At 68.1% G+C, this 17,858-nt stretch carries 20 protein-coding genes; 12 read left to right on the top strand and 8 right to left on the bottom strand.

Annotation, left to right across the window (positions count from 1 at the left end; genetic code table 11):
- The first annotated feature begins 2 nt into the window (after positions 1–2).
- From A5767_RS06720 to A5767_RS06710, 3 genes are all read left to right on the top strand, one after another.
- On the top strand, positions 3–797 hold the full coding sequence (locus A5767_RS06720) for a TIGR03084 family metal-binding protein (protein WP_064851970.1): 795 nt from the start codon (positions 3–5) through the stop codon (positions 795–797).
- 88 nt (positions 798–885) lie between these two features.
- Positions 886–2,034, top strand: a complete 1,149-nt coding sequence (locus tag A5767_RS06715) for an acyl-CoA dehydrogenase family protein (RefSeq protein WP_064851969.1) — start codon at positions 886–888, stop codon at positions 2,032–2,034.
- A 67-nt stretch (positions 2,035–2,101) separates the two neighbouring features.
- Entirely contained in the window at positions 2,102–3,262 is a 1,161-nt protein-coding gene (locus tag A5767_RS06710) for an acyl-CoA dehydrogenase family protein (protein ID WP_006552263.1), read from the top strand.
- Here A5767_RS06710 and A5767_RS06705 read toward each other — a convergent pair.
- Positions 3,259–3,918, bottom strand: coding sequence for a TetR/AcrR family transcriptional regulator (locus A5767_RS06705; RefSeq protein WP_006552262.1), 660 nt, complete (start codon positions 3,916–3,918; stop codon positions 3,259–3,261). The genes A5767_RS06710 and A5767_RS06705 overlap by 4 nt on opposite strands.
- A 162-nt stretch (positions 3,919–4,080) precedes the next feature.
- Between A5767_RS06705 and A5767_RS06700 the strand changes: the two genes are divergently transcribed.
- The 7 genes from A5767_RS06700 (at position 4,081) to tuf (ending at position 10,503) form a co-directional block, all read left to right on the top strand.
- Positions 4,081–4,710, top strand: a complete 630-nt coding sequence (locus tag A5767_RS06700) for a TetR/AcrR family transcriptional regulator (protein WP_064851968.1) — start codon at positions 4,081–4,083, stop codon at positions 4,708–4,710.
- Between the two features lie 10 nt (positions 4,711–4,720).
- Complete coding sequence (locus A5767_RS06695) at positions 4,721–5,272, top strand: DUF3558 domain-containing protein (RefSeq protein ID WP_064851967.1); 552 nt, start codon at positions 4,721–4,723, stop codon at positions 5,270–5,272.
- Complete coding sequence (locus A5767_RS06690; RefSeq protein WP_064851966.1) at positions 5,269–5,802, top strand: DUF3558 domain-containing protein; 534 nt, start codon at positions 5,269–5,271, stop codon at positions 5,800–5,802. Before A5767_RS06695 ends, A5767_RS06690 begins: the two co-directional genes overlap by 4 nt.
- 324 nt (positions 5,803–6,126) lie before the next feature.
- Complete coding sequence (rpsL, locus tag A5767_RS06685; RefSeq protein ID WP_006552258.1) at positions 6,127–6,501, top strand: 30S ribosomal protein S12; 375 nt, start codon at positions 6,127–6,129, stop codon at positions 6,499–6,501.
- Positions 6,501–6,971, top strand: coding sequence for a 30S ribosomal protein S7 (gene rpsG, locus A5767_RS06680; protein ID WP_006552257.1), 471 nt, complete (start codon positions 6,501–6,503; stop codon positions 6,969–6,971). Before rpsL ends, rpsG begins: the two co-directional genes overlap by 1 nt.
- A gap of 146 nt (positions 6,972–7,117) precedes the next feature.
- Positions 7,118–9,220, top strand: a complete 2,103-nt coding sequence (fusA, locus tag A5767_RS06675) for an elongation factor G (protein WP_064851965.1) — start codon at positions 7,118–7,120, stop codon at positions 9,218–9,220.
- A gap of 92 nt (positions 9,221–9,312) precedes the next feature.
- Entirely contained in the window at positions 9,313–10,503 is a 1,191-nt protein-coding gene (gene tuf, locus A5767_RS06670) for an elongation factor Tu (protein ID WP_006552255.1), read from the top strand.
- Positions 10,504–10,630: 127 nt separating this feature from the next.
- Here tuf and A5767_RS06665 read toward each other — a convergent pair whose 3' ends face one another.
- On the bottom strand, positions 10,631–11,794 hold the full coding sequence (locus A5767_RS06665; protein ID WP_064851964.1) for a serine hydrolase domain-containing protein: 1,164 nt from the start codon (positions 11,792–11,794) through the stop codon (positions 10,631–10,633).
- A 120-nt stretch (positions 11,795–11,914) separates the two neighbouring features.
- Positions 11,915–12,493: a TetR/AcrR family transcriptional regulator gene (locus A5767_RS06660; RefSeq protein ID WP_024101661.1), complete on the bottom strand. Its 579-nt coding sequence runs from the start codon at positions 12,491–12,493 to the stop codon at positions 11,915–11,917.
- 99 nt (positions 12,494–12,592) lie between these two features.
- On the opposite strand from A5767_RS06660, the gene A5767_RS06655 reads away from it, so the two are divergent.
- Complete coding sequence (locus A5767_RS06655) at positions 12,593–13,768, top strand: oxygenase MpaB family protein (protein WP_064851963.1); 1,176 nt, start codon at positions 12,593–12,595, stop codon at positions 13,766–13,768.
- 42 nt (positions 13,769–13,810) lie between these two features.
- On the opposite strand, the gene A5767_RS06650 is transcribed toward A5767_RS06655, so the two are convergent.
- From A5767_RS06650 to A5767_RS06630, 5 genes are read right to left on the bottom strand one after another with little or no spacing between them, the layout of a single operon-like run.
- Positions 13,811–14,374 carry a hypothetical protein gene (locus A5767_RS06650; RefSeq protein ID WP_006552251.1) on the bottom strand — a complete coding sequence of 188 codons (564 nt, stop codon included), beginning with the start codon at positions 14,372–14,374 and terminating at the stop codon, positions 13,811–13,813.
- A complete protein-coding gene (locus tag A5767_RS06645) occupies positions 14,371–15,378 on the bottom strand; it encodes a DUF6286 domain-containing Asp23/Gls24 family envelope stress response protein (RefSeq protein WP_064851962.1) in 1,008 nt (335 codons plus the stop codon). Before A5767_RS06645 ends, A5767_RS06650 begins: the two co-directional genes overlap by 4 nt.
- Positions 15,371–15,565 (bottom strand): hypothetical protein, encoded by a 195-nt coding sequence (locus A5767_RS06640; protein ID WP_006552248.1) that lies wholly within the window; start codon positions 15,563–15,565, stop codon positions 15,371–15,373. Before A5767_RS06640 ends, A5767_RS06645 begins: the two co-directional genes overlap by 8 nt.
- Entirely contained in the window at positions 15,562–15,873 is a 312-nt protein-coding gene (locus tag A5767_RS06635) for a hypothetical protein (RefSeq protein ID WP_006552247.1), read from the bottom strand. Before A5767_RS06635 ends, A5767_RS06640 begins: the two co-directional genes overlap by 4 nt.
- Positions 15,870–16,331, bottom strand: coding sequence for an Asp23/Gls24 family envelope stress response protein (locus tag A5767_RS06630; protein WP_006552246.1), 462 nt, complete (start codon positions 16,329–16,331; stop codon positions 15,870–15,872). Before A5767_RS06630 ends, A5767_RS06635 begins: the two co-directional genes overlap by 4 nt.
- A 214-nt stretch (positions 16,332–16,545) precedes the next feature.
- On the opposite strand from A5767_RS06630, the gene A5767_RS06625 reads away from it, so the two are divergent.
- A complete protein-coding gene (locus A5767_RS06625) occupies positions 16,546–17,811 on the top strand; it encodes an NAD(P)/FAD-dependent oxidoreductase (protein WP_064851961.1) in 1,266 nt (421 codons plus the stop codon).
- Positions 17,812–17,858: the final 47 nt, after the last annotated feature.

Raw genomic sequence — 17,858 nt, 5'->3', positions numbered from 1 at the left:
GCATGTCCGATCTGTACATCGTGCTCGACGATCTCCGCGCGGAGGGCGACGATCTCGACGCTCTCGTCGCGACCCTGCCCGACGAGAGTTGGGCACTGCCCACCCCGGCGGAGGGCTGGACCATCGCTCACCAGATCGGTCACCTGTTGTGGACCGACCGGGCGGCGCTCACCGCCGTGCGCGACCCGGACGCCTTCGTGAAGATGGTCGAAGCGGCATTCGGCGACCCGCTGGGATTCGTCGACGTCGGTGCCGAGGAACAGGCGGGGCGGCCGCCCGCGGAGTTGCTCGCCGACTGGCGCGACACCCGCCGCGAACTCGCCGACGCGCTCGCCGAACTCCCGCGGGGTACGAAGATCCTGTGGTTCGGACCGCCGATGTCGCCGGCGTCGATGGCGACCGCGCGGCTCATGGAGACCTGGGCGCACGGGGGTGACGTCGCCGACGCCCTCGGTGTCACCCGCACGCCCACCGCGCGCCTGAAGAACGTCGCGCACCTGGGGGTGCGGACGCGCGACTTCGCGTACGTCATCCGCGACCGGAAGCCCCCGGCCGAGCCGTTCCGCGTCGTGCTTACCGCCCCCGACGGGGACAGCTGGGAATGGGGTCCGGAGGACGCCGCGCAGTCGGTCACCGGCCCGGCCCTGGACTTCTGCCTGCTCGTCACCCAGCGCATCCACCGCGACGACACCGCCCTCGTCGCCGACGGCCCGGACGCGGAGGAATGGCCCGGCCTCGCGCAGGCCTTCGCCGGTGCCCCCGGCGCCGGGCGCGAGCCCGGCTCGTCCGCCACCTGAGACCGCCCGCCCCACAGTCGAGACACCTCCGGCCGAGACATCTTCGACCGAAACACCATCCTCGACCGAAAACACCATCGGAGACATCGTGAGCATGTGGACCACCCCCGAGCGTCTCGCCCTCCGCGAGACCGTCACCGGTTTCGTGAAGCGTGAGATCCTGCCCCACCTCGACGACTGGGAGCGCGCCGGCGAACTGCCCCGCGAACTGCACGTCGAGGCCGCGAAGATCGGCCTGCTCGGCGCCGGATTCCCCGAGGAGGTCGGCGGTTCCGGTGGCGACGGCGCCGACACGCTCACCGTGTGCGAGGCGTTCCACGAGGCGGGGGCCTCGGGCGGCGCGTTCGCATCACTGTTCACGTGCGGCATCGCCCTGCCGCACCTCATCGCGGCCGGCGATCCCGATCAGATCGACAAGTGGGTACGGCCCACTCTCGCAGGCGAACTCGTCGGGTCCCTCGCGATCACCGAACCGGGCGGCGGATCGGACGTCGGTCATCTGACCACCACCGTGGTGCGCGACGGCGACCACTACGTCGTCAACGGAGCGAAGACCTACATCACCTCGGGATGCCGCGCCGACTTCGTGGTCACCGCCGTCCGCACCGGAGGTCCCGGCGCCGGGGGAGTCTCGTTGCTCGTGATCGAGAAGGGCACACCGGGTTTCACCGTCTCCCGCAAGCTCGACAAGATGGGATGGCGCGCGTCGGACACCGCCGAGTTGTCCTTCGCCGACGTCCGCGTACCGGTCACCAACCTCGTCGGCGCGGAGAACACCGGATTCTGGCAGATCGCACAGGGTTTCGTCTCCGAGCGGATCGCCCTCGCCGCCCAGGCCTATTCGGGTGCGCAGCGGTGCCTGGACCTGACCGTCGCGTGGTGCCGCGACCGCGAGACCTTCGGCCGACCGCTGATCACCCGCCAGGCCGTGCAGCGCACCCTGTCCGAGATGGCGCGTCGCGTCGACGTCGCGCGCGTCTACACGCGGCACGTCACCGAGCGCGCCGTGGCGGGAGAGACCGACCTGATCGCCGAGGTATGTTTCGCGAAGAACACCGCGGTCGAGGCCGGCGAATGGGTCGCCGACCAGGCGGTTCAGTTGTTCGGCGGCCTCGGGTACATGGCCGAATCGGAGGTCGAACGGCAGTACCGCGACATGCGCATCCTCGGCATCGGTGGTGGCACCACAGAGATCCTCACCGAACTCGCCGCCAAGCGGCTGGGTTACGGCGCCTGACCCACCTGTTCCCTCATGCGACCGTCCACGGCCGCGCGTCCTCTCACCCGACTCGGAAGGCATCCCCGTGAGCATCATCGAGACCGAAGAACAGAAGGAACTACGCGCTGCGGTGGCGGCTCTGGCCGAGCGCTACAACTACGTCGACTACGTACTTCCCAAGTCGCGCGCGCACGAGCCGCTCACCGAATTGTGGGCGGAGGCGGCCAAGCTCGGCTTCCTCGGCGTGAACCTTCCGGAGCAGTACGGAGGCGGCGGCGCCGGCATCTACGAACTCGCGCTGGTGCAGGAGGAGCTCTCCGCGAAGGGCGCCGGGCTGCTGCTCGTCGTGGTTTCGCCGGCGATCTGCGGCACCATCATCTCCAAGTACGGCACCGACGCTCAGAAGCAGGAATGGCTGCCCGGCCTCGCCGACGGCTCTTGCATCATGGCCTTCGGCATCACCGAGGCCGACGCCGGATCCAACTCGCACAACATCACCACGATCGCGCGCCGCGACGGTGACGACTGGATCCTCTCCGGCAGCAAGGTCTACATCTCCGGTGTCGACCAGGCCGACGCCGTGCTCGTCGTCTCCCGCACCGAGGACGCGAAGACCGGCAAGCTCCGTCCGGCCCTGTTCATCGTGCCGACCGATGCCCCGGGCTTCACGAAGACGCCCATGGAGATGGACATCCTCGAGCCGGACTACCAGTTCTCCCTGTTCTTCGACGACGTCCGACTTCCCGCCGACGCACTCGTCGGTGAGCCGGAGGCCGCGCTCATGCAGCTGTTCGCCGGACTGAACCCCGAACGGATCATGGGCGCGGCGATGGCAGTGGGTATGGGCCGGTACGCCCTCGACGCCGCGGTGCGCTACGCCAACGAGCGGACCGTCTGGAAGCAGCCCATCGGTGCGCACCAGGGCATCGCGCACCCGCTGGCGCAGCGCCGGATCGAGCTCGAACTCGCCAAGCTCATGATGCAGAAGGCCGCCGTCCTCTACGACAGCGGCGACGACTTCGGGGCCGCCGAGGCCGCGAACATGGCCAAGTACGCCGCGGGTGAGGCTGCGATCGCCTCGCTGGACCAGGCGATCCAGACCCACGGCGGTGCCGGCCTCACTCGGGAGTACGGCCTCGCGGCGATGCTCGGCGCCGCGCGCATCGCACGCGTGGCGCCGGTCAGCCGGGAGATGATCCTCAACTTCGTGGCCCAGCACTCGCTGGGCCTGCCGAAGTCGTACTAGGCCGACGCTTCCGAGTCGGATGCTTCCGGGTTCGAGGTTTCGGGGTTCGACACCTCGAACCCGGAGGTTCCGATGTTCGGCGGGAAGGAATCCGGCGGGAAGAGACCGGCCGCCTCCTCCGCTGGGAGCAGCGTCCCCAGCAGATAGGCGAGGGACCACCGCAACGAGCTCACGTCCTGCAGCGGCACGGTCTGCTGGTAGCCCACGAGCGTGTACAGGGCCATCCGCGCGAACCGCTCGGCCTGGTCCCTCGAACCGAGGTACTGGGCCACCGCTTCGGCCACCACCGCGTACCGCAGGTCGTCGACCTCGCTCTGCACCTCGTGGACGCCGGAGTCGCTGTGCGACCAACCGCGGATGGCGGACTCGGCGGAGTGGGGGAGGCTGCACGCGAATTCGACGAGCAACCGGAGCCGCCGGGTCATCGAACCCTCGAGGCGCGCCGCGGCGGCGAGCTGGAGCGTCTGGCTCTCGAGCCAGTGCTGGAGGAATTCGGTCTTGAACTGCGCCCAGCTCTCGAAATAGTTGTAGAACGAGCCGGTCGTCACCTCGAGGTGACTGCACAACCGTGCCTGCTTGAGTCCGGCATGGTCGTTGGTGGCCAGGATGGCCAGCGCGGCGTCGAAGTAGTCCTCGCGCCTGACGGTGGTCGCCACGTGGTGCTCCCCTTTCCCCCCGACCTGTTATACGAGTGTACGGATGATGACCTTTGCGTACGGTCTCGGGGTCGCACGAATACCCGTTCGGCGGAAGATCAGTCGTGACGGAACGGTCGTGACCACGGGGTCGTGACAGGACAGGCAGGAACAGGAGTCCCGATGGCGCGAGAACCGAAGCAGGACCGCAGCCGCGCCACGCGGCGGCGACTGCTCGAGGCGACGATCGACTGCCTCGTCGAATCCGGTTGGGCCGCAACCACGGTGAGTGTGGTCGCCGAGCGGGCAGGAGTGTCGCGGGGGGCCGCCCAGCATCACTTCCCGACCCGGGAGGATCTCATCACCGCATCGCTCGAGTTCATGTTCGACAGTCGCATCGAGCGGGTCCGCACCGAACCGTTCGACGTGCCCGAGGGCGTCGGCCGCACGGAGGCGGTGGTCGAGCGCATCGTCGACCAGTGCACCGGCAACATGTTCAAGGCCGCCCTGCAGGTGTGGACGGCCGCGGCGGCCGATCCGGCTCTGCGCGAGATGCTCCTGCCGCTCGAGGAGAAGTTCGGCCGTGTCTCGCACGCGGTGGCCGTCGAGCAGCTCGGTGCCGACGACACCGATCCGGTCGTGCACCGGACGGTGCAGGCGACCCTGGATCTCGCGCGCGGCCTCGGCCTGGCCGACGTGCTGACGGACGACTCGGCCCGCCGGCGGGAGATCGTCCGGCACTGGGCCGCGCAGCTCGACGAGGTGCTCCGGGAGTCCTCGAGTCGTTGCACACAGGCGGGCCCGGCTCGGTAGTCTTCCCGCCATGCCTCTCCCGCGCATCGGAAGGACGGCGGCCGCCGTGGCGACGGTCGGTCTCATGGGTCTCGGTGCGGCGGCGTGCGGGAACTCCGACGACGCCGGACAGGTCGAGACCTCGCCGACCGCGTCCGTCACCGACCCCGGCCCGCTGTTCGACGAGTGCGGCGCGATGTCCGACGACGAGGTGGCGGCGGCTTTCGGTCTCGGCAGTTTCACGACGGTGACGCGCAACTCGGTGGGCTGCGAGTGGGAGATCTACGTCGGCGGCCCCAGCGTGAGCTTCTCGTGGTATCGGGGAAGTCCCATCGGCCGCGAACGCGCCGGCTCCGATCTCATCGGCCGGCCCGCCGCCGACGTCGAGATCGGGGGACGGTCGGGTTTCATGGGGTCCTATCAGAACGAGCTGGGGCAGACGACGCTGTGCGAGATCGGCGTGGAGTTCGGCGGCGACTTCGTCCACTGGTCGGTCTCGTACTCGAACCTCACGCCCGTCGCCGACGCCTGCGTCGTCGCTCGCGGACTGGCCACCACGAGTGTGGAAAGGGTGCAGGAGTGAACGCCCGCCGCTGGGGTGCCGCACTCGCGACCGTCCTCACGACGGGTGCTCTGCTCACCGGATGTACCCGCACCATCGAGGGGCGGGCCGTCCCGGAGGGGATCGGCGGCGGCACGGGCGCCGAATTCACCCGGCTGCTCACCGAGTGCGATGCGGTCGCCGACGAGAAGATCGCCGAGGCCGTGGGCGCGGACTACGTCTACCGCGGGTTCTTCGGTGCGATCTGCCGCTGGGACGGTGAGGGACCCATGGGAGTAGTGAAGGTCACCTTCAACTGGTTCGAGACCGGTTCCCTCGACCACGAACGCGCCGCCGCCGAGGGACTCGGTTACGAGATCGAGAACACGACCATCGAGGGCCGGCGGGCACTGCAGATGCGCCGACCCGGCGATCCGCTGTCGTGCGGGGTCAGTTCCGGGGCGTCGACGACCGGCATCTTCGGCTGGTGGGTGCAGTACACCTCCGGGGGAGCGGACCCGTGTGAAGCTGCTGCTACGTTGGCCCGGCTCACACTGAACCTCAGCAGTTGACGGTGTGTGCGGATCCTCGGGAGGGTGCGCGCTCCTCACTTTGACCTCATGCGCGCACGCCGGGTATCGTTGTGGGTCGTGTCCGGCATGCCCGGGCCGGTCTGTGTGCCTATGCGAGGTAGTGCCGTGCGCGCGGTCTGTGGATATCTGCAGGAGCGAGCCCCCGGCTGCCTGTGTGGGGGTACGCGACACACCCGACCTCGTGTGCACACGAGGGGCGAGTGCGGGGCAGCAGCTTTCTTGCCCCAACCGATGGATCCCTAATTTCAGAACAGCCGAGGTTGCTCGAAGTGAGCAGCTTCAGACAACGAAGAAAGCCGGTTAATGCCAACCATCAATCAGCTGGTCCGCAAGGGCCGCCGCGACAAGGCCGCCAAGGTCAAGAGCGCGGCGCTCAAGGGCAGCCCCCAGCGTCGCGGTGTGTGCACTCGCGTGTACACCACCACCCCGAAGAAGCCGAACTCGGCTCTCCGTAAGGTCGCCCGTGTGCGCCTGACCTCCCAGGTCGAGGTCACCGCCTACATCCCCGGTGAGGGCCACAACCTCCAGGAGCACTCGATGGTGCTCGTGCGTGGCGGTCGTGTGAAGGACCTCCCGGGTGTGCGCTACAAGATCATCCGCGGCTCGCTCGACACTCAGGGTGTCAAGAACCGCAAGCAGGCCCGCAGCCGCTACGGAGCGAAGAAGGAGAAGGGCTGATGCCACGTAAGGGTCCCGCTCCCAAGCGCCCGCTGATCGCCGATCCGGTCTACGGTTCGCCGCTGGTCACCCAGCTGGTCAACAAGATCCTGCTGGACGGCAAGAAGTCCACCGCCGAGCGCATCGTCTACCAGGCGCTCGAGCAGGCTCGCGAGAAGACCGGTACCGATCCGGTCGTCACCCTCAAGCGCGCGCTCGACAACGTCAAGCCCGCCCTCGAGGTCCGCAGCCGTCGCGTCGGTGGTGCCACCTACCAGGTGCCGGTCGAGGTTCGCCCCGGTCGTTCCACCACGCTCGCGCTGCGCTGGCTGGTGACGTTCTCGCGTCAGCGTCGCGAGAAGACCATGGTCGAGCGGCTCGCCAACGAGCTCCTCGACGCGAGCAACGGCCTCGGCGCCTCCGTGAAGCGCCGCGAGGACACGCACAAGATGGCTGAAGCCAACAAGGCGTTCGCGCACTACCGCTGGTGAGTCGTCGCCGACCGGGAGATGCCGTCATCACGGACCTCCCGGTCGGCTGCTCGCACAACTGTGTCGGTCCCGTAAAGGCCGGCTGACAACACAAGAACATGTGGTCCGCACCCAAGGACCGACACGAGCTACGAGCGGGGTTACCTGTGGCACAGGAAGTGCTGACCGACCTGAACAAGGTCCGCAACATCGGCATCATGGCGCACATCGATGCCGGCAAGACCACCACCACCGAGCGCATCCTCTTCTACACCGGTGTCAACTACAAGATCGGTGAGACGCACGACGGTGCCTCGACCACCGACTGGATGGAGCAGGAGAAGGAGCGTGGTATCACCATCACCTCCGCTGCTGTGACCTGCTTCTGGAACAAGAACCAGATCAACATCATCGACACCCCCGGCCACGTCGACTTCACGGTCGAGGTCGAGCGGTCGCTGCGCGTCCTCGACGGCGCAGTCGCCGTGTTCGACGGCAAGGAGGGCGTCGAGCCCCAGTCCGAGCAGGTCTGGCGCCAGGCTGCCAAGTACGACGTTCCGCGCATCTGCTTCGTCAACAAGATGGACAAGATGGGCGCGGACTTCTACTTCACCGTGCAGACGATCATCGATCGCCTGGGCGCGAAGCCGCTGGTCCTCCAGCTCCCCATCGGTGCCGAGGATGCCTTCGACGGCGTCGTCGACCTCGTCGAGATGAAGGCGCTCACCTGGCGCGGCACCACCGACATCGGCACCGAGGCCACGGTCGAGGAGATCCCGGCCGACCTCGCCGACAAGGCTGCCGAGTACCGCGAGAAGCTGCTCGAGACGGTCGCCGAGTCCGACGAAGAGCTCATGGAGAAGTACTTCGGCGGCGAGGAACTCACCGTCGCCGAGATCAAGGCGGCCATCCGCAAGATGACCGTCAACTCCGAGCTCTACCCGGTGCTGTGCGGCTCCGCCTTCAAGAACAAGGGCATCCAGCCCATGCTCGACGCGGTCATCGACTACCTGCCGAACCCGCTCGACATCGGCGACGTCATCGGCCACCAGGTCGGTAACGAAGAAGAAGAGTTGCGTCGTAAGCCTTCGAAGGAGGAGCCCTTCTCGGCTCTCGCCTTCAAGATCGCTGCGCACCCCTTCTTCGGCAAGCTGACCTTCGTCCGCGTGTACTCCGGCCGGATCGACTCGGGCACCCAGGTGCTCAACTCGACCAAGGGCAAGAAGGAGCGCATCGGCAAGCTGTTCCAGATGCACGCCAACAAGGAGAACCCGGTCGACGAGGCCGTGGCAGGCCACATCTACGCGATGATCGGCCTGAAGGACACCACGACCGGCGACACCCTGTGCGCGCAGGACGCCCCGATCGTGCTCGAGTCCATGACCTTCCCGGACCCGGTCATCCAGGTCTCCATCGAGCCGAAGTCGAAGGCCGACCAGGAGAAGCTGTCGACGGCCATCCAGAAGCTCGCCGAAGAGGACCCGACCTTCTCCGTCGAACTCGACGACGAGACCGGCCAGACCGTCATCGGCGGCATGGGCGAGCTCCACCTCGACATCCTCGTCGACCGCATGCGTCGCGAGTTCAAGGTCGAGGCCAACGTCGGCAAGCCGCAGGTCGCGTACCGCGAGACGATCACCAAGCCGGTCGAGAAGCTCGAGTTCACGCACAAGAAGCAGACCGGTGGCTCGGGCCAGTTCGCAAAGGTCATCATCGGCCTCTCGCCGTTCGTCGGCGAGGACGGCGCGACCTACGAGTTCGAGAACAAGGTCACCGGCGGTCGCATCCCGCGCGAGTACATCCCGTCGGTCGACGCGGGTGCCCAGGACGCCATGCAGTACGGCGTGCTCGCCGGCTACCCGCTGGTGAACCTGAAGGTCACCCTCATCGACGGTGCGTACCACGACGTCGACTCGTCCGAAATGGCGTTCAAGATCGCCGGTTCGCAGGCGCTGAAGGAAGCGGCCCGCAAGGCCGCCCCGGTGATCCTCGAGCCCCTCATGGCGGTCGAGGTCACCACGCCCGAGGACTACATGGGTGAAGTGATCGGCGACCTGAACTCCCGCCGTGGCCAGATCCAGGCCATGGAGGAACGCAGTGGTGCCCGTGTCGTGAAGGCGCTGGTTCCGCTCTCGGAGATGTTCGGTTACATCGGCGATCTGCGGTCGAAGACCCAGGGTCGTGCGAACTTCTCCATGGTGTTCGATTCCTACGCAGAGGTTCCCTCGAACGTCGCGAAGGAAATCATCGCCAAGGCGACCGGCGAGTAGCCTCCGGGTTATCCCTCGGTCACCTGCACGACCAAGTAATACAAACCGCACTGCTGCATACAGCAAGCAACAACAGTCCAGGAGGACATCCAGTGGCGAAGGCGAAGTTCGAGCGGACCAAGCCGCACGTGAACATCGGCACCATCGGTCACGTCGACCACGGCAAGACCACCACCACGGCTGCGATCACCAAGGTGCTTGCCGACAAGTTCCCCGACCTGAACGAGAGCTTCGCTTTCGATCAGATCGACAAGGCACCTGAGGAGAAGGCTCGTGGTATCACGATCAACATCTCCCACGTCGAGTACCAGACCGACAAGCGCCACTACGCGCACGTCGACGCCCCGGGTCACGCGGACTACATCAAGAACATGATCACCGGTGCCGCCCAGATGGACGGCGCGATCCTGGTCGTGGCGGCCACCGACGGCCCGATGCCCCAGACGCGTGAGCACGTGCTGCTCGCTCGCCAGGTCGGCGTTCCCTACATCCTCGTCGCCCTGAACAAGGCCGACATGGTCGACGACGAGGAAATCCTCGAGCTCGTCGAGATGGAGGTGCGCGAGCTCCTCGCTTCGCAGGAGTTCGACGAGAACGCTCCGGTCGTTCCGATTTCGGCTCTCAAGGCTCTCGAGGGCGACCCGAAGTGGGTCAAGTCGGTCGAGGATCTCATGCAGGCCGTCGACGACTCCATCCCGGACCCGGTCCGTGAGACCGACAAGCCGTTCCTCATGCCCGTCGAGGACGTCTTCACCATCACGGGTCGTGGCACCGTCGTCACCGGCCGTATCGAGCGTGGCGTGATCAACGTCAACGAAGAGGTCGAGATCGTCGGCATCCGCCCCGATTCGACCAAGACCACGGTCACCGGCATCGAGATGTTCCGCAAGCTGCTCGACCAGGGCCAGGCCGGCGACAACGTCGGTCTCCTCGTCCGCGGCATCAAGCGCGAGGACGTCGAGCGTGGCCAGGTCGTCGTCAAGCCGGGCACCACGACTCCCCACACGGAGTTCGAGGGCCAGGCCTACATCCTCAACAAGGAGGAGGGCGGCCGCCACACGCCGTTCTTCAACAACTACCGCCCGCAGTTCTACTTCCGTACCACGGACGTGACGGGCGTTGTGACCCTCCCCGAGGGCACCGAGATGGTCATGCCCGGTGACAACACCGAGATGTCCGTCAAGCTGATCCAGCCGGTCGCCATGGACGAGGGCCTCCGCTTCGCGATCCGCGAGGGTGGCCGCACCGTCGGCGCCGGTCGCGTCACGAAGATCATCAAGTAGGCACCGCCTACGGGATCATCAAGTAGGCACCGCCTACGGGATCATCAAGTGAGCTAGTCCTCACTGACGCTCGAACGGCGTCCACCCTCCGGGTGGGCGCCGTTCGGCGTTTCTGGATCACAAGCGATCAGCCGACGATCTCCTTCAGCTGGTTTGCCACGGGGGTCACCGGTTCCTCCCCGTCGGCCGTCGGGATGTCGCTGTTCACGGCGGCGACGACCACGGCCCGGCGCTCGGGCAGATATCCCACGTAGGTGTTGAAACCGGGGAGTTCGCCCGTGTGGCCGAGCCAGCCGTTCTCGATACCGAGCCCGAGGCCGTAGGCGCGCGTGTCGGTCGCACCGGGGACGTCGAACAGGAACGAGTCGAGACGGAGCTGCTGCATCTCGGGGGAGAGGATGCCCTCGCCCGTCCCGAGGGCCGTGCCCCACAGTTCGAGATCGTCGACGGTGGAGATCACCGCGCCGGCCGACCATCCCCACGACGGGTTCCAACCGGTCGCATCGGCCGTCTGCCCGTCCGGCTGTCCCTGTTCGGTGATCCCGTACAGGTGCGGTGACGCGATGGCCGCGTCGGTGGGCATGACGGTGTCGGCCATGCCCAGGGGCTCGAAGACATTCGCCCGGAAGTACTCGTGCAGGCTCTGCCCGGAAACCTGCTCGACGACCAGCCCGAGCGCGATCGTGTTGGTGTTGGAGTACTCGAACCGCTCCCCGGGAGCGAAGTTCGGTGCGTCACCGCGTACGTAGTCGAGGAGTTCGTCCGGGGTCCACGGTGCCTCCGGATCGTCGAAGAGTTGCTGCTGGAACTCCTCGTCGAAGGTGTAGCTGGGGATACCGCTCACCATCGAGGCCAGCTGACCCAGGGTGGCGACGTCGCCGTTCGGCAGGCCCGGCACATAGCGGCCGATCGGATCCTCCAGCGACAGTCGGTCGTCCTCCGTCAGTTGCAGCAGAGCGGTGATCGTCATCGTCTTCGTGATGCTGCCGATGCGGGTGTGGTCGCCGGGGCCGGGCTCCTCCGATCGATCCGCACCGATCGTGCCGGACGAACCGGTCCACTCGTAGTCCGGGGTGACCACGCGCGCAACGACTCCCGGGAAGCCGACGTCCTCGCGGACGCGGTCGAGCACGTCCTGGAATTCGTCGGCGGGCGCCGCGCCGGTAGCGGTCGCATCGGTCGCGGTCGCTTCGGACGTTGCGGCGAGCGGTGATTCGCCCGAGGTGTCGTTGCCGCAGGCGGCCACGACGGTGAGGATCACGGCGGACAACACGATCGGTAGTCGACGCACAGCACTCTCCTCGGTCGAGACGACGGTGTGAGAACGACAGTGATCAGTATGTGCCGTTCGGCAGGACGTCGGGTCTGTTTTCGAACCCGGAGATGAGCGCCGTACACGATGCGCCGTGCGTCAGGCGCTCTCGATCGCGGCGAGGAGCATCCGCGCCGTCACCGCGATCATCCGGGTCCGATCGGATCTCCGGGGCCGCAAGAGGGCGATCCGTGAACACAGGCTCGCCGTCGCTCCCATCACGATGAACACGAGATCGTCGAGTGCTGCGTCGTCGAGATCGGGTCGCAGCCGCGCCGGGATGATGCGTCCGAGCGGCCGCAGCGGACCTTCGACCTCGGCCCACGCGAGTCCGAACTCGATCTCCTCGGAGGTGTACGACACCCGGAGCACCGCGGCGTGTTTCTCGAACGCGGCGGTGAGGCTTTCCACGACCGTCGCCATGGCGTCCTCCGGCTGCTGGTCCATCGCCCGCCCGATGGCGGTGGACAGCGAGGTGGTGATCGCGTGGACGGCGGTCATGCGGAGTTCGTCGAGCACGGCGTCGACGTCGGGGAAGTATCGGTAGACCGTTCCGATGCTCACGTGGGCGTGCTCGGCGAGTGCCGTGGTGCTGATCCGCGCGGTGGGGCTGCGCTCGAGCAACTCGTACGCAGAGGTGAGGAGCAACTTGCGGGTGTCGTGACTTCGCTGCTGCACAGGACGCTTCCGAGGGGTTCTGCCTGCGGTTCTGTTGCCGCGCGGGGAGCTCATGAAAAGTGAATAGTAAGTGAGGATTCCTCGTGTTTCCATGGATGCATGGAGCGACACATCCCACGTGATCTCGTCAACGCCGACCTTGCGGTGCGCCGATACGCAGATCTCGGCGAGCGCTGGCTCGACGGCATGTGGCAGGCCGACCCGCCGGCCGACGCCGTGGTGAACGACGACTTCGGTCCGAACTCCGCGACGGCTGCCGTGCGCGTCGCACTCACCCACGGTGTCGAGGCGGTCCCCGACGCACCCGAATCCCTGCGAGAGCTGTTCGCCTTCCTCGACGACGAACCCGCCTGGGTCGACCACGACCGCATCGACAACGCCGCCGACGCGCTCGTTCGGCACACGCCGATCCTCGGCATGGTGCTCGGTGCTGCCTCGCTGCTGCACGGTGCCGGAAACTTCATCGCCGGAAAGCCTCTCGCACTGACGGGCCGCTATGTGAGTCAGCCGGCCGTGCGGTCGGTCGAGGTCGGGGAGTGGTTACGGCACGTCCTCACTCGCGGCGGAATGCGCCGCGACGGAGGCGGATTCGCGTTCACTGTGCGGGTGCGCCTGATCCACGCCCACGTGCGCAAGGGCATTCTCGCGAGCGGGGTGTGGGACGAGGACGCCTGGGGAGTGCCGATCCCGCAGTCGTACATGGCGCTCACGATGGCCGAGTTCGGGCACATCGCGGTCGAGGCGATGCAGATCCTCGGGGTGCGCTTCACCGATCGCGAACTCGACGACATCTACCACCTGTGGCGCTACGTCGGGCACGTGATCGGGATGGGCGAGGAACTGGGCCTGCGCACCGAACGCGACCACATCGCGGTCGAGGACCTGTACCGGCTCACCTCGCCCGGCCCCAGCGACGAGGACCGGGATTTCGTCACCGCGCTGACCGAGCAGTATCTCGTCCCGGAGCTGGCCAACCTGCTGCCGGGCACCGCACCGATCCGGACGACGGTCGCCCGCACGGTGATGCACTCGCTGCAGCGGGTGTTCATCGGCGACGCCGACGCCGACGCCCTGCACATCCCCGACAGCCCGCTCAAGCACGTCCTCGGACGCGTCGGGCCGCTGCTCGCGCTCGTCGACCGCGTCCAGGAATTCCGCTATCCGGACCTCGAACGCACCACACAGCGGGCGTACAAGGTGCGCGACGTGGCGATGGACCGGATGCGCGTGGACTACAGCGTCGAGCACGACCTCGTGGACGCGGCCCGAAGCTGAGCCGCCCCGGGCCGGATGGGTTCCGGCCCCGGGTGGGTGGGCTCAGTGGACGTCCACAGCCGGGTCGAGATGTACCAGGACCTGCGTCGCCACGTGCGCCCCGCCGAGAGCGCGCGCGACCCGCTGGGCGGCATCCTCCGCGGCTTCCGTCAGCTCGGTGACATCGATGGTCGGGTCGGCGTGCACCACCACCGAGAGCGTCGGCAGGTGGCGTTCGACGACCGCGCGTCCGCGCACGGCCCGCACGCCCGGCAGGGCGGCGAGTTCGGCTGCCACACCGTCGACGACGGGACCGAGTTCGACACCGAGGGTGGCGTCGGTGACCTGGTCGTAGAGCTGCACGGTCGACGTGCGCCGGCGCGACAGGTTGACAGCGAGCAACGCGATGCCGAGCACGAGTCCGCCCGCGAAGACCGACCACAGGGCCGGTGTCCACCACGACTGGTCCGGGACGTCGGTCACGCGGGGACGGTCGAGACGCGAGAGTTGCTCTCGAGCTAGGGGAACCTGCCACACCCACGCCAGGGCGAATGCGCCGGCACCGGCGAGGGCGAGGCCCGCCAGGAAGGTGACGAGCCGATTCGCCAGCACGGTACGGAGTTTCACCGCGCCACCTCCACCACGAGTTCGACGGGGTCGGCGAGCGCCGCGAGGTTCGGGGCGACCGCGCCGCGCACGGACGCGGTGATCTCGTCGACCGGTGTCTCGTCCTCGATCGAGATGCGCACCACGGCACGGCGACGGTCGACGACCGTGCGGGCCGTGCGCACGCCGGTGAGCGCGGACGCGTGGGCGCTGCACATGCGTGCGACGTCCGTGCGCCGCATCCACACCGTGGGCACCGGCCCCGCGACCTGCAGCGGCACATGCGTCCGGCGGCGGGGTTTGAGGGCGACGACGATCAGGACGATCCCGAGGACGAGGCAGACGCCCGCGACGGGTGCGAGCCAGGTGTGCCAGTGCAGACGGCCGAACCACTCGAAGGAGTTGCGCAGCCACGGGGCACCGCCGTACGTCCCGTTGACGATGAGCAGTTCCCGGGCGGCGACGAACGACAGGGCGAGCGCCGCGATCGCCACGACCGCGGCGGCGGGTGCGGCCGCGGGCGGCGCCAGCGGTGGCAGGGGAGCGACGGTGGGGATGTCGGGATGCGGAGTGGTCCGCGCCGCGACGATGTCGGATTCCAGGTACTCGACGGGTGGCTGCGCCTCGTCGGTCTCGCCGTCCTCGACGAGCGCGGTCGCGACGATGAGCACGTTGAGTTCGCTGATCCGCATGCCCGTCAGGTCGTTCAGCTGGCGTTCGACCGCGTCGTGGACCCGGCGGGTGAGCATCGCCGCGTCGTACGGCCATTCGGCGGCGATGTAGAGATTCACCGCGACGGCCTTCGCGCCGGTGGTGACGTCGGCCCGGGGCAGGTCGCGGCCGGTGAGACGCAGGATCCCACCTCCGCTGTGCCGCACCACACCGGGAACGCCGAGCGCGGCAGCCGCGGCGATGCGTTCGATCGCACGGTCCTTGACGACAAGGCTGCCGCGTTCGCCCGGGGGAACGACCCCGGTCCCGGTGTCGTCGGATGTCCCGACGTCGGACGCGGTGGGATCAGCCACGGCCCCGACTCCTCAACAGGGCGCCGAGGTCGAGGTGGCCGTCGCGATGGGCGCCGATCGCGGCACCGAGCGCGCCGAGCAGCACGGCGAACAGCAGACCGCTGAACCCGCCGATGATGCCGGCGAGGGCCAGGAGCAGCCCCGCGAGGAGTCCGACGACGGTGTTGCTGACGGGTGTGTGGTTCACGATGGGGCTCCTTCTCGTTCACCGGCGTGGACATCTTCGATGGTCACTTGGACGGGGACGTCCACCAGCGGGGACACCCGGACGCGGACGGCGTCGGCGACGGCCGGGAGATCGGCGGGGATCCGCACGACGATGTGCACCGCGCACAGCTGATCGGTCAGCCGCACACCTTCGACCCGTCGGCCGGGCAGATAGGTGGCGACCTCCCCGAATGCGCCGCGGTGCAGACCGACGACGCCGGGAACGGACAGCGCGGCGTCCGCCACCAGGTCGGCCGCATTCGCCTGCGCTGCTGATCCGGGGTTCACTGCACGCGGGGTTTGGCGTCGTCGGTGAGGGCCGCGGCCTCTTCGTGGAGCATCACGTCGAAAACCGTGATGTTGACCTCGGTGACCTCGAGTCCCGTCATGCGTTCGACCGCAGCGATGACGTTGTGCCGGATGGCGACGGCGAGTTCGTGCAGCGCGACGCCGTATTCGGCGACGATGCCGATGTCGATCGCGGCCTGACGTTCACCGACCTCGACGGCGACACCCTGTCCGTGGTTGATGCGCGCACCGGGGATGCGGTCGCGCAGTGCGCCCACGACGCGGGCGGTGCCGGCGCCCACCTCGATGACGCCGCTGATCTCGCGGGTCGCGAGCCCCGCGATCTTGGCCACCACCGCGTCCGCGATGATCGTGCGGCCCTGCGGGTCGGCGGATCCGGAGGAGGTTCCGGCGCCGAACTGTATGCGGCTGATACCTGCGCCGCTGTCGCTGGTCATGAGGGGCTCCCAGGTAGGTGTACCGGTCGTGTTCCGTGCTCGATCCTGTGCTGGATCCCATTGTCCTCACGGTGCCTCGAACTCTAACGGCCGACGTAGGTCTGTCGCCCGTCGTCACTGTTTGGTAAGAACGTGGGACGCGGAGTGGGATGCATCACTACCGCGCGGAACGCGCATGCGTGTCGCAACAGACGAAGCGAAGGATGGGCCGAGGGTGTCGAACGAGCGGGAGACCGAGAGTACGCCGGAGCGCGTCGTGGTCGTGGGCGCCGGCCTGGCGGCGGTGCGTACCGCCGAAGAGCTGCGCCGGGCCGGATACGAGGGCGAACTCGTGCTCGTCGGCGACGAGACGCACCTGCCCTACGACCGCCCGCCCCTGTCGAAGGAGGTCCTGCGCGGCGACCGCGACGACACGACTCTTCGGCCGAGCGAGTTCTTCGGCGACAACCGCATCGAGTTGATGCTCGGTGCCGCGGCTCGCTCGGTCGACACCGCGTCGCGCATCCTCACGCTCAGCGACGGCACCGAACTCGGCTACGACGAACTCGTCGTCGCCACGGGTCTGCGGCCCCGCCGCATCCCCGGTCTGCCGGATCTGGCGGGGGTCCACGTCCTGCGGTCGCTCGAGGACAGCCGCGCCCTGCGCGAGGCGATCGTTCCGGGTGCCCGCGCGCTCGTCGTCGGTGCCGGGTTCATCGGGTGCGAGGTCGCGGCGAGCCTGCGGGCGCGCGAGGTGGAGGTCGTGCTGGTCGAACCGCAGCCCACCCCGCTCGCATCGGTGCTCGGTGCCGAGGTCGGTGCTCTCGTCACCCGCCTGCACACCGCCGAGGGCGTCGACGTGCGTGCCGGCGTCGGATTGTCGGAGATCCGCGGCGACAGCCGTGTCACCTCCGCCGTCCTGGGCGACGGCCGTGTCACCTCCGCCGTCCTCGGCGACGGCCGTGTCACCTCCGCCGTCCTCGGCGACGGCAGCGAGATCGACGTCGACCTCGTCGTGCTGGGCATCGGTTCGATCCCGGCCACCGAGTGGCTCGAGGGATCGGGTGTCGAAGTCGAGAACGGTGTCGTGTGCGACGGCACGGGCCGCACCTCCACCCCGCACGTGTGGGCCGTCGGCGATGTCGCGTCCTGGCAGGTACCGGCCGGTGGGCGCAGGCGCATCGAGCACTGGACGAACGCCGGCGAGCAGGCATCCGTCCTGGCGAAGACCATCATGGGCGTCGAGGCCGGGGCCGCCGCACAGGTGCCCTACTTCTGGAGCGACCAGTACGACATCAAGATCCAGGGCCTCGGTGCGGTCACCGCCGACGACACGGTGCACGTCGTGCGCGACGACGGCCGCAAGTTCCTCGCGTACTACGAGCGCGACGGCAGGTTCGTCGGCGCTGTGGGCGGAGGCCTGCCCGCGCTGGTCATGAAGTCGCGCGCGAAGATCGCTGCGGGCGCCCCGATCGACGAGCTGCTCACGGCGGCGGTCTAGGGGAGTGAGCTGCGCGCCGGAACGACCGCCGTCGGGCCGGCCGTGCG

The sequence above is a fragment of the Rhodococcus sp. 852002-51564_SCH6189132-a genome (genome assembly GCF_001665495.1).
In the GTDB taxonomy this organism is placed as follows: Bacteria; Actinomycetota; Actinomycetes; order Mycobacteriales; family Mycobacteriaceae; genus Rhodococcus; species Rhodococcus pyridinivorans.
The sequence above is the reverse complement of the archived record's forward strand: the minus strand, read 5'-3'. Positions and strand labels throughout refer to the sequence as shown.

Coding starts and splice junctions, on each gene's coding strand:
- A5767_RS06695 (WP_064851967.1), top strand. CDS start 4,721: ATGCCTCTCCCGCGCATCGGAAGGACGGCGGCCGCCGTGGCGACGGTC.
- A5767_RS06630 (WP_006552246.1), bottom strand. CDS start 16,331: ATGACCAGCGACAGCGGCGCAGGTATCAGCCGCATACAGTTCGGCGCC.
- A5767_RS06655 (WP_064851963.1), top strand. CDS start 12,593: ATGGAGCGACACATCCCACGTGATCTCGTCAACGCCGACCTTGCGGTG.
- rpsG (WP_006552257.1), top strand. CDS start 6,501: ATGCCACGTAAGGGTCCCGCTCCCAAGCGCCCGCTGATCGCCGATCCG.
- rpsL (WP_006552258.1), top strand. CDS start 6,127: ATGCCAACCATCAATCAGCTGGTCCGCAAGGGCCGCCGCGACAAGGCC.
- A5767_RS06720 (WP_064851970.1), top strand. CDS start 3: ATGTCCGATCTGTACATCGTGCTCGACGATCTCCGCGCGGAGGGCGAC.
- A5767_RS06700 (WP_064851968.1), top strand. CDS start 4,081: ATGGCGCGAGAACCGAAGCAGGACCGCAGCCGCGCCACGCGGCGGCGA.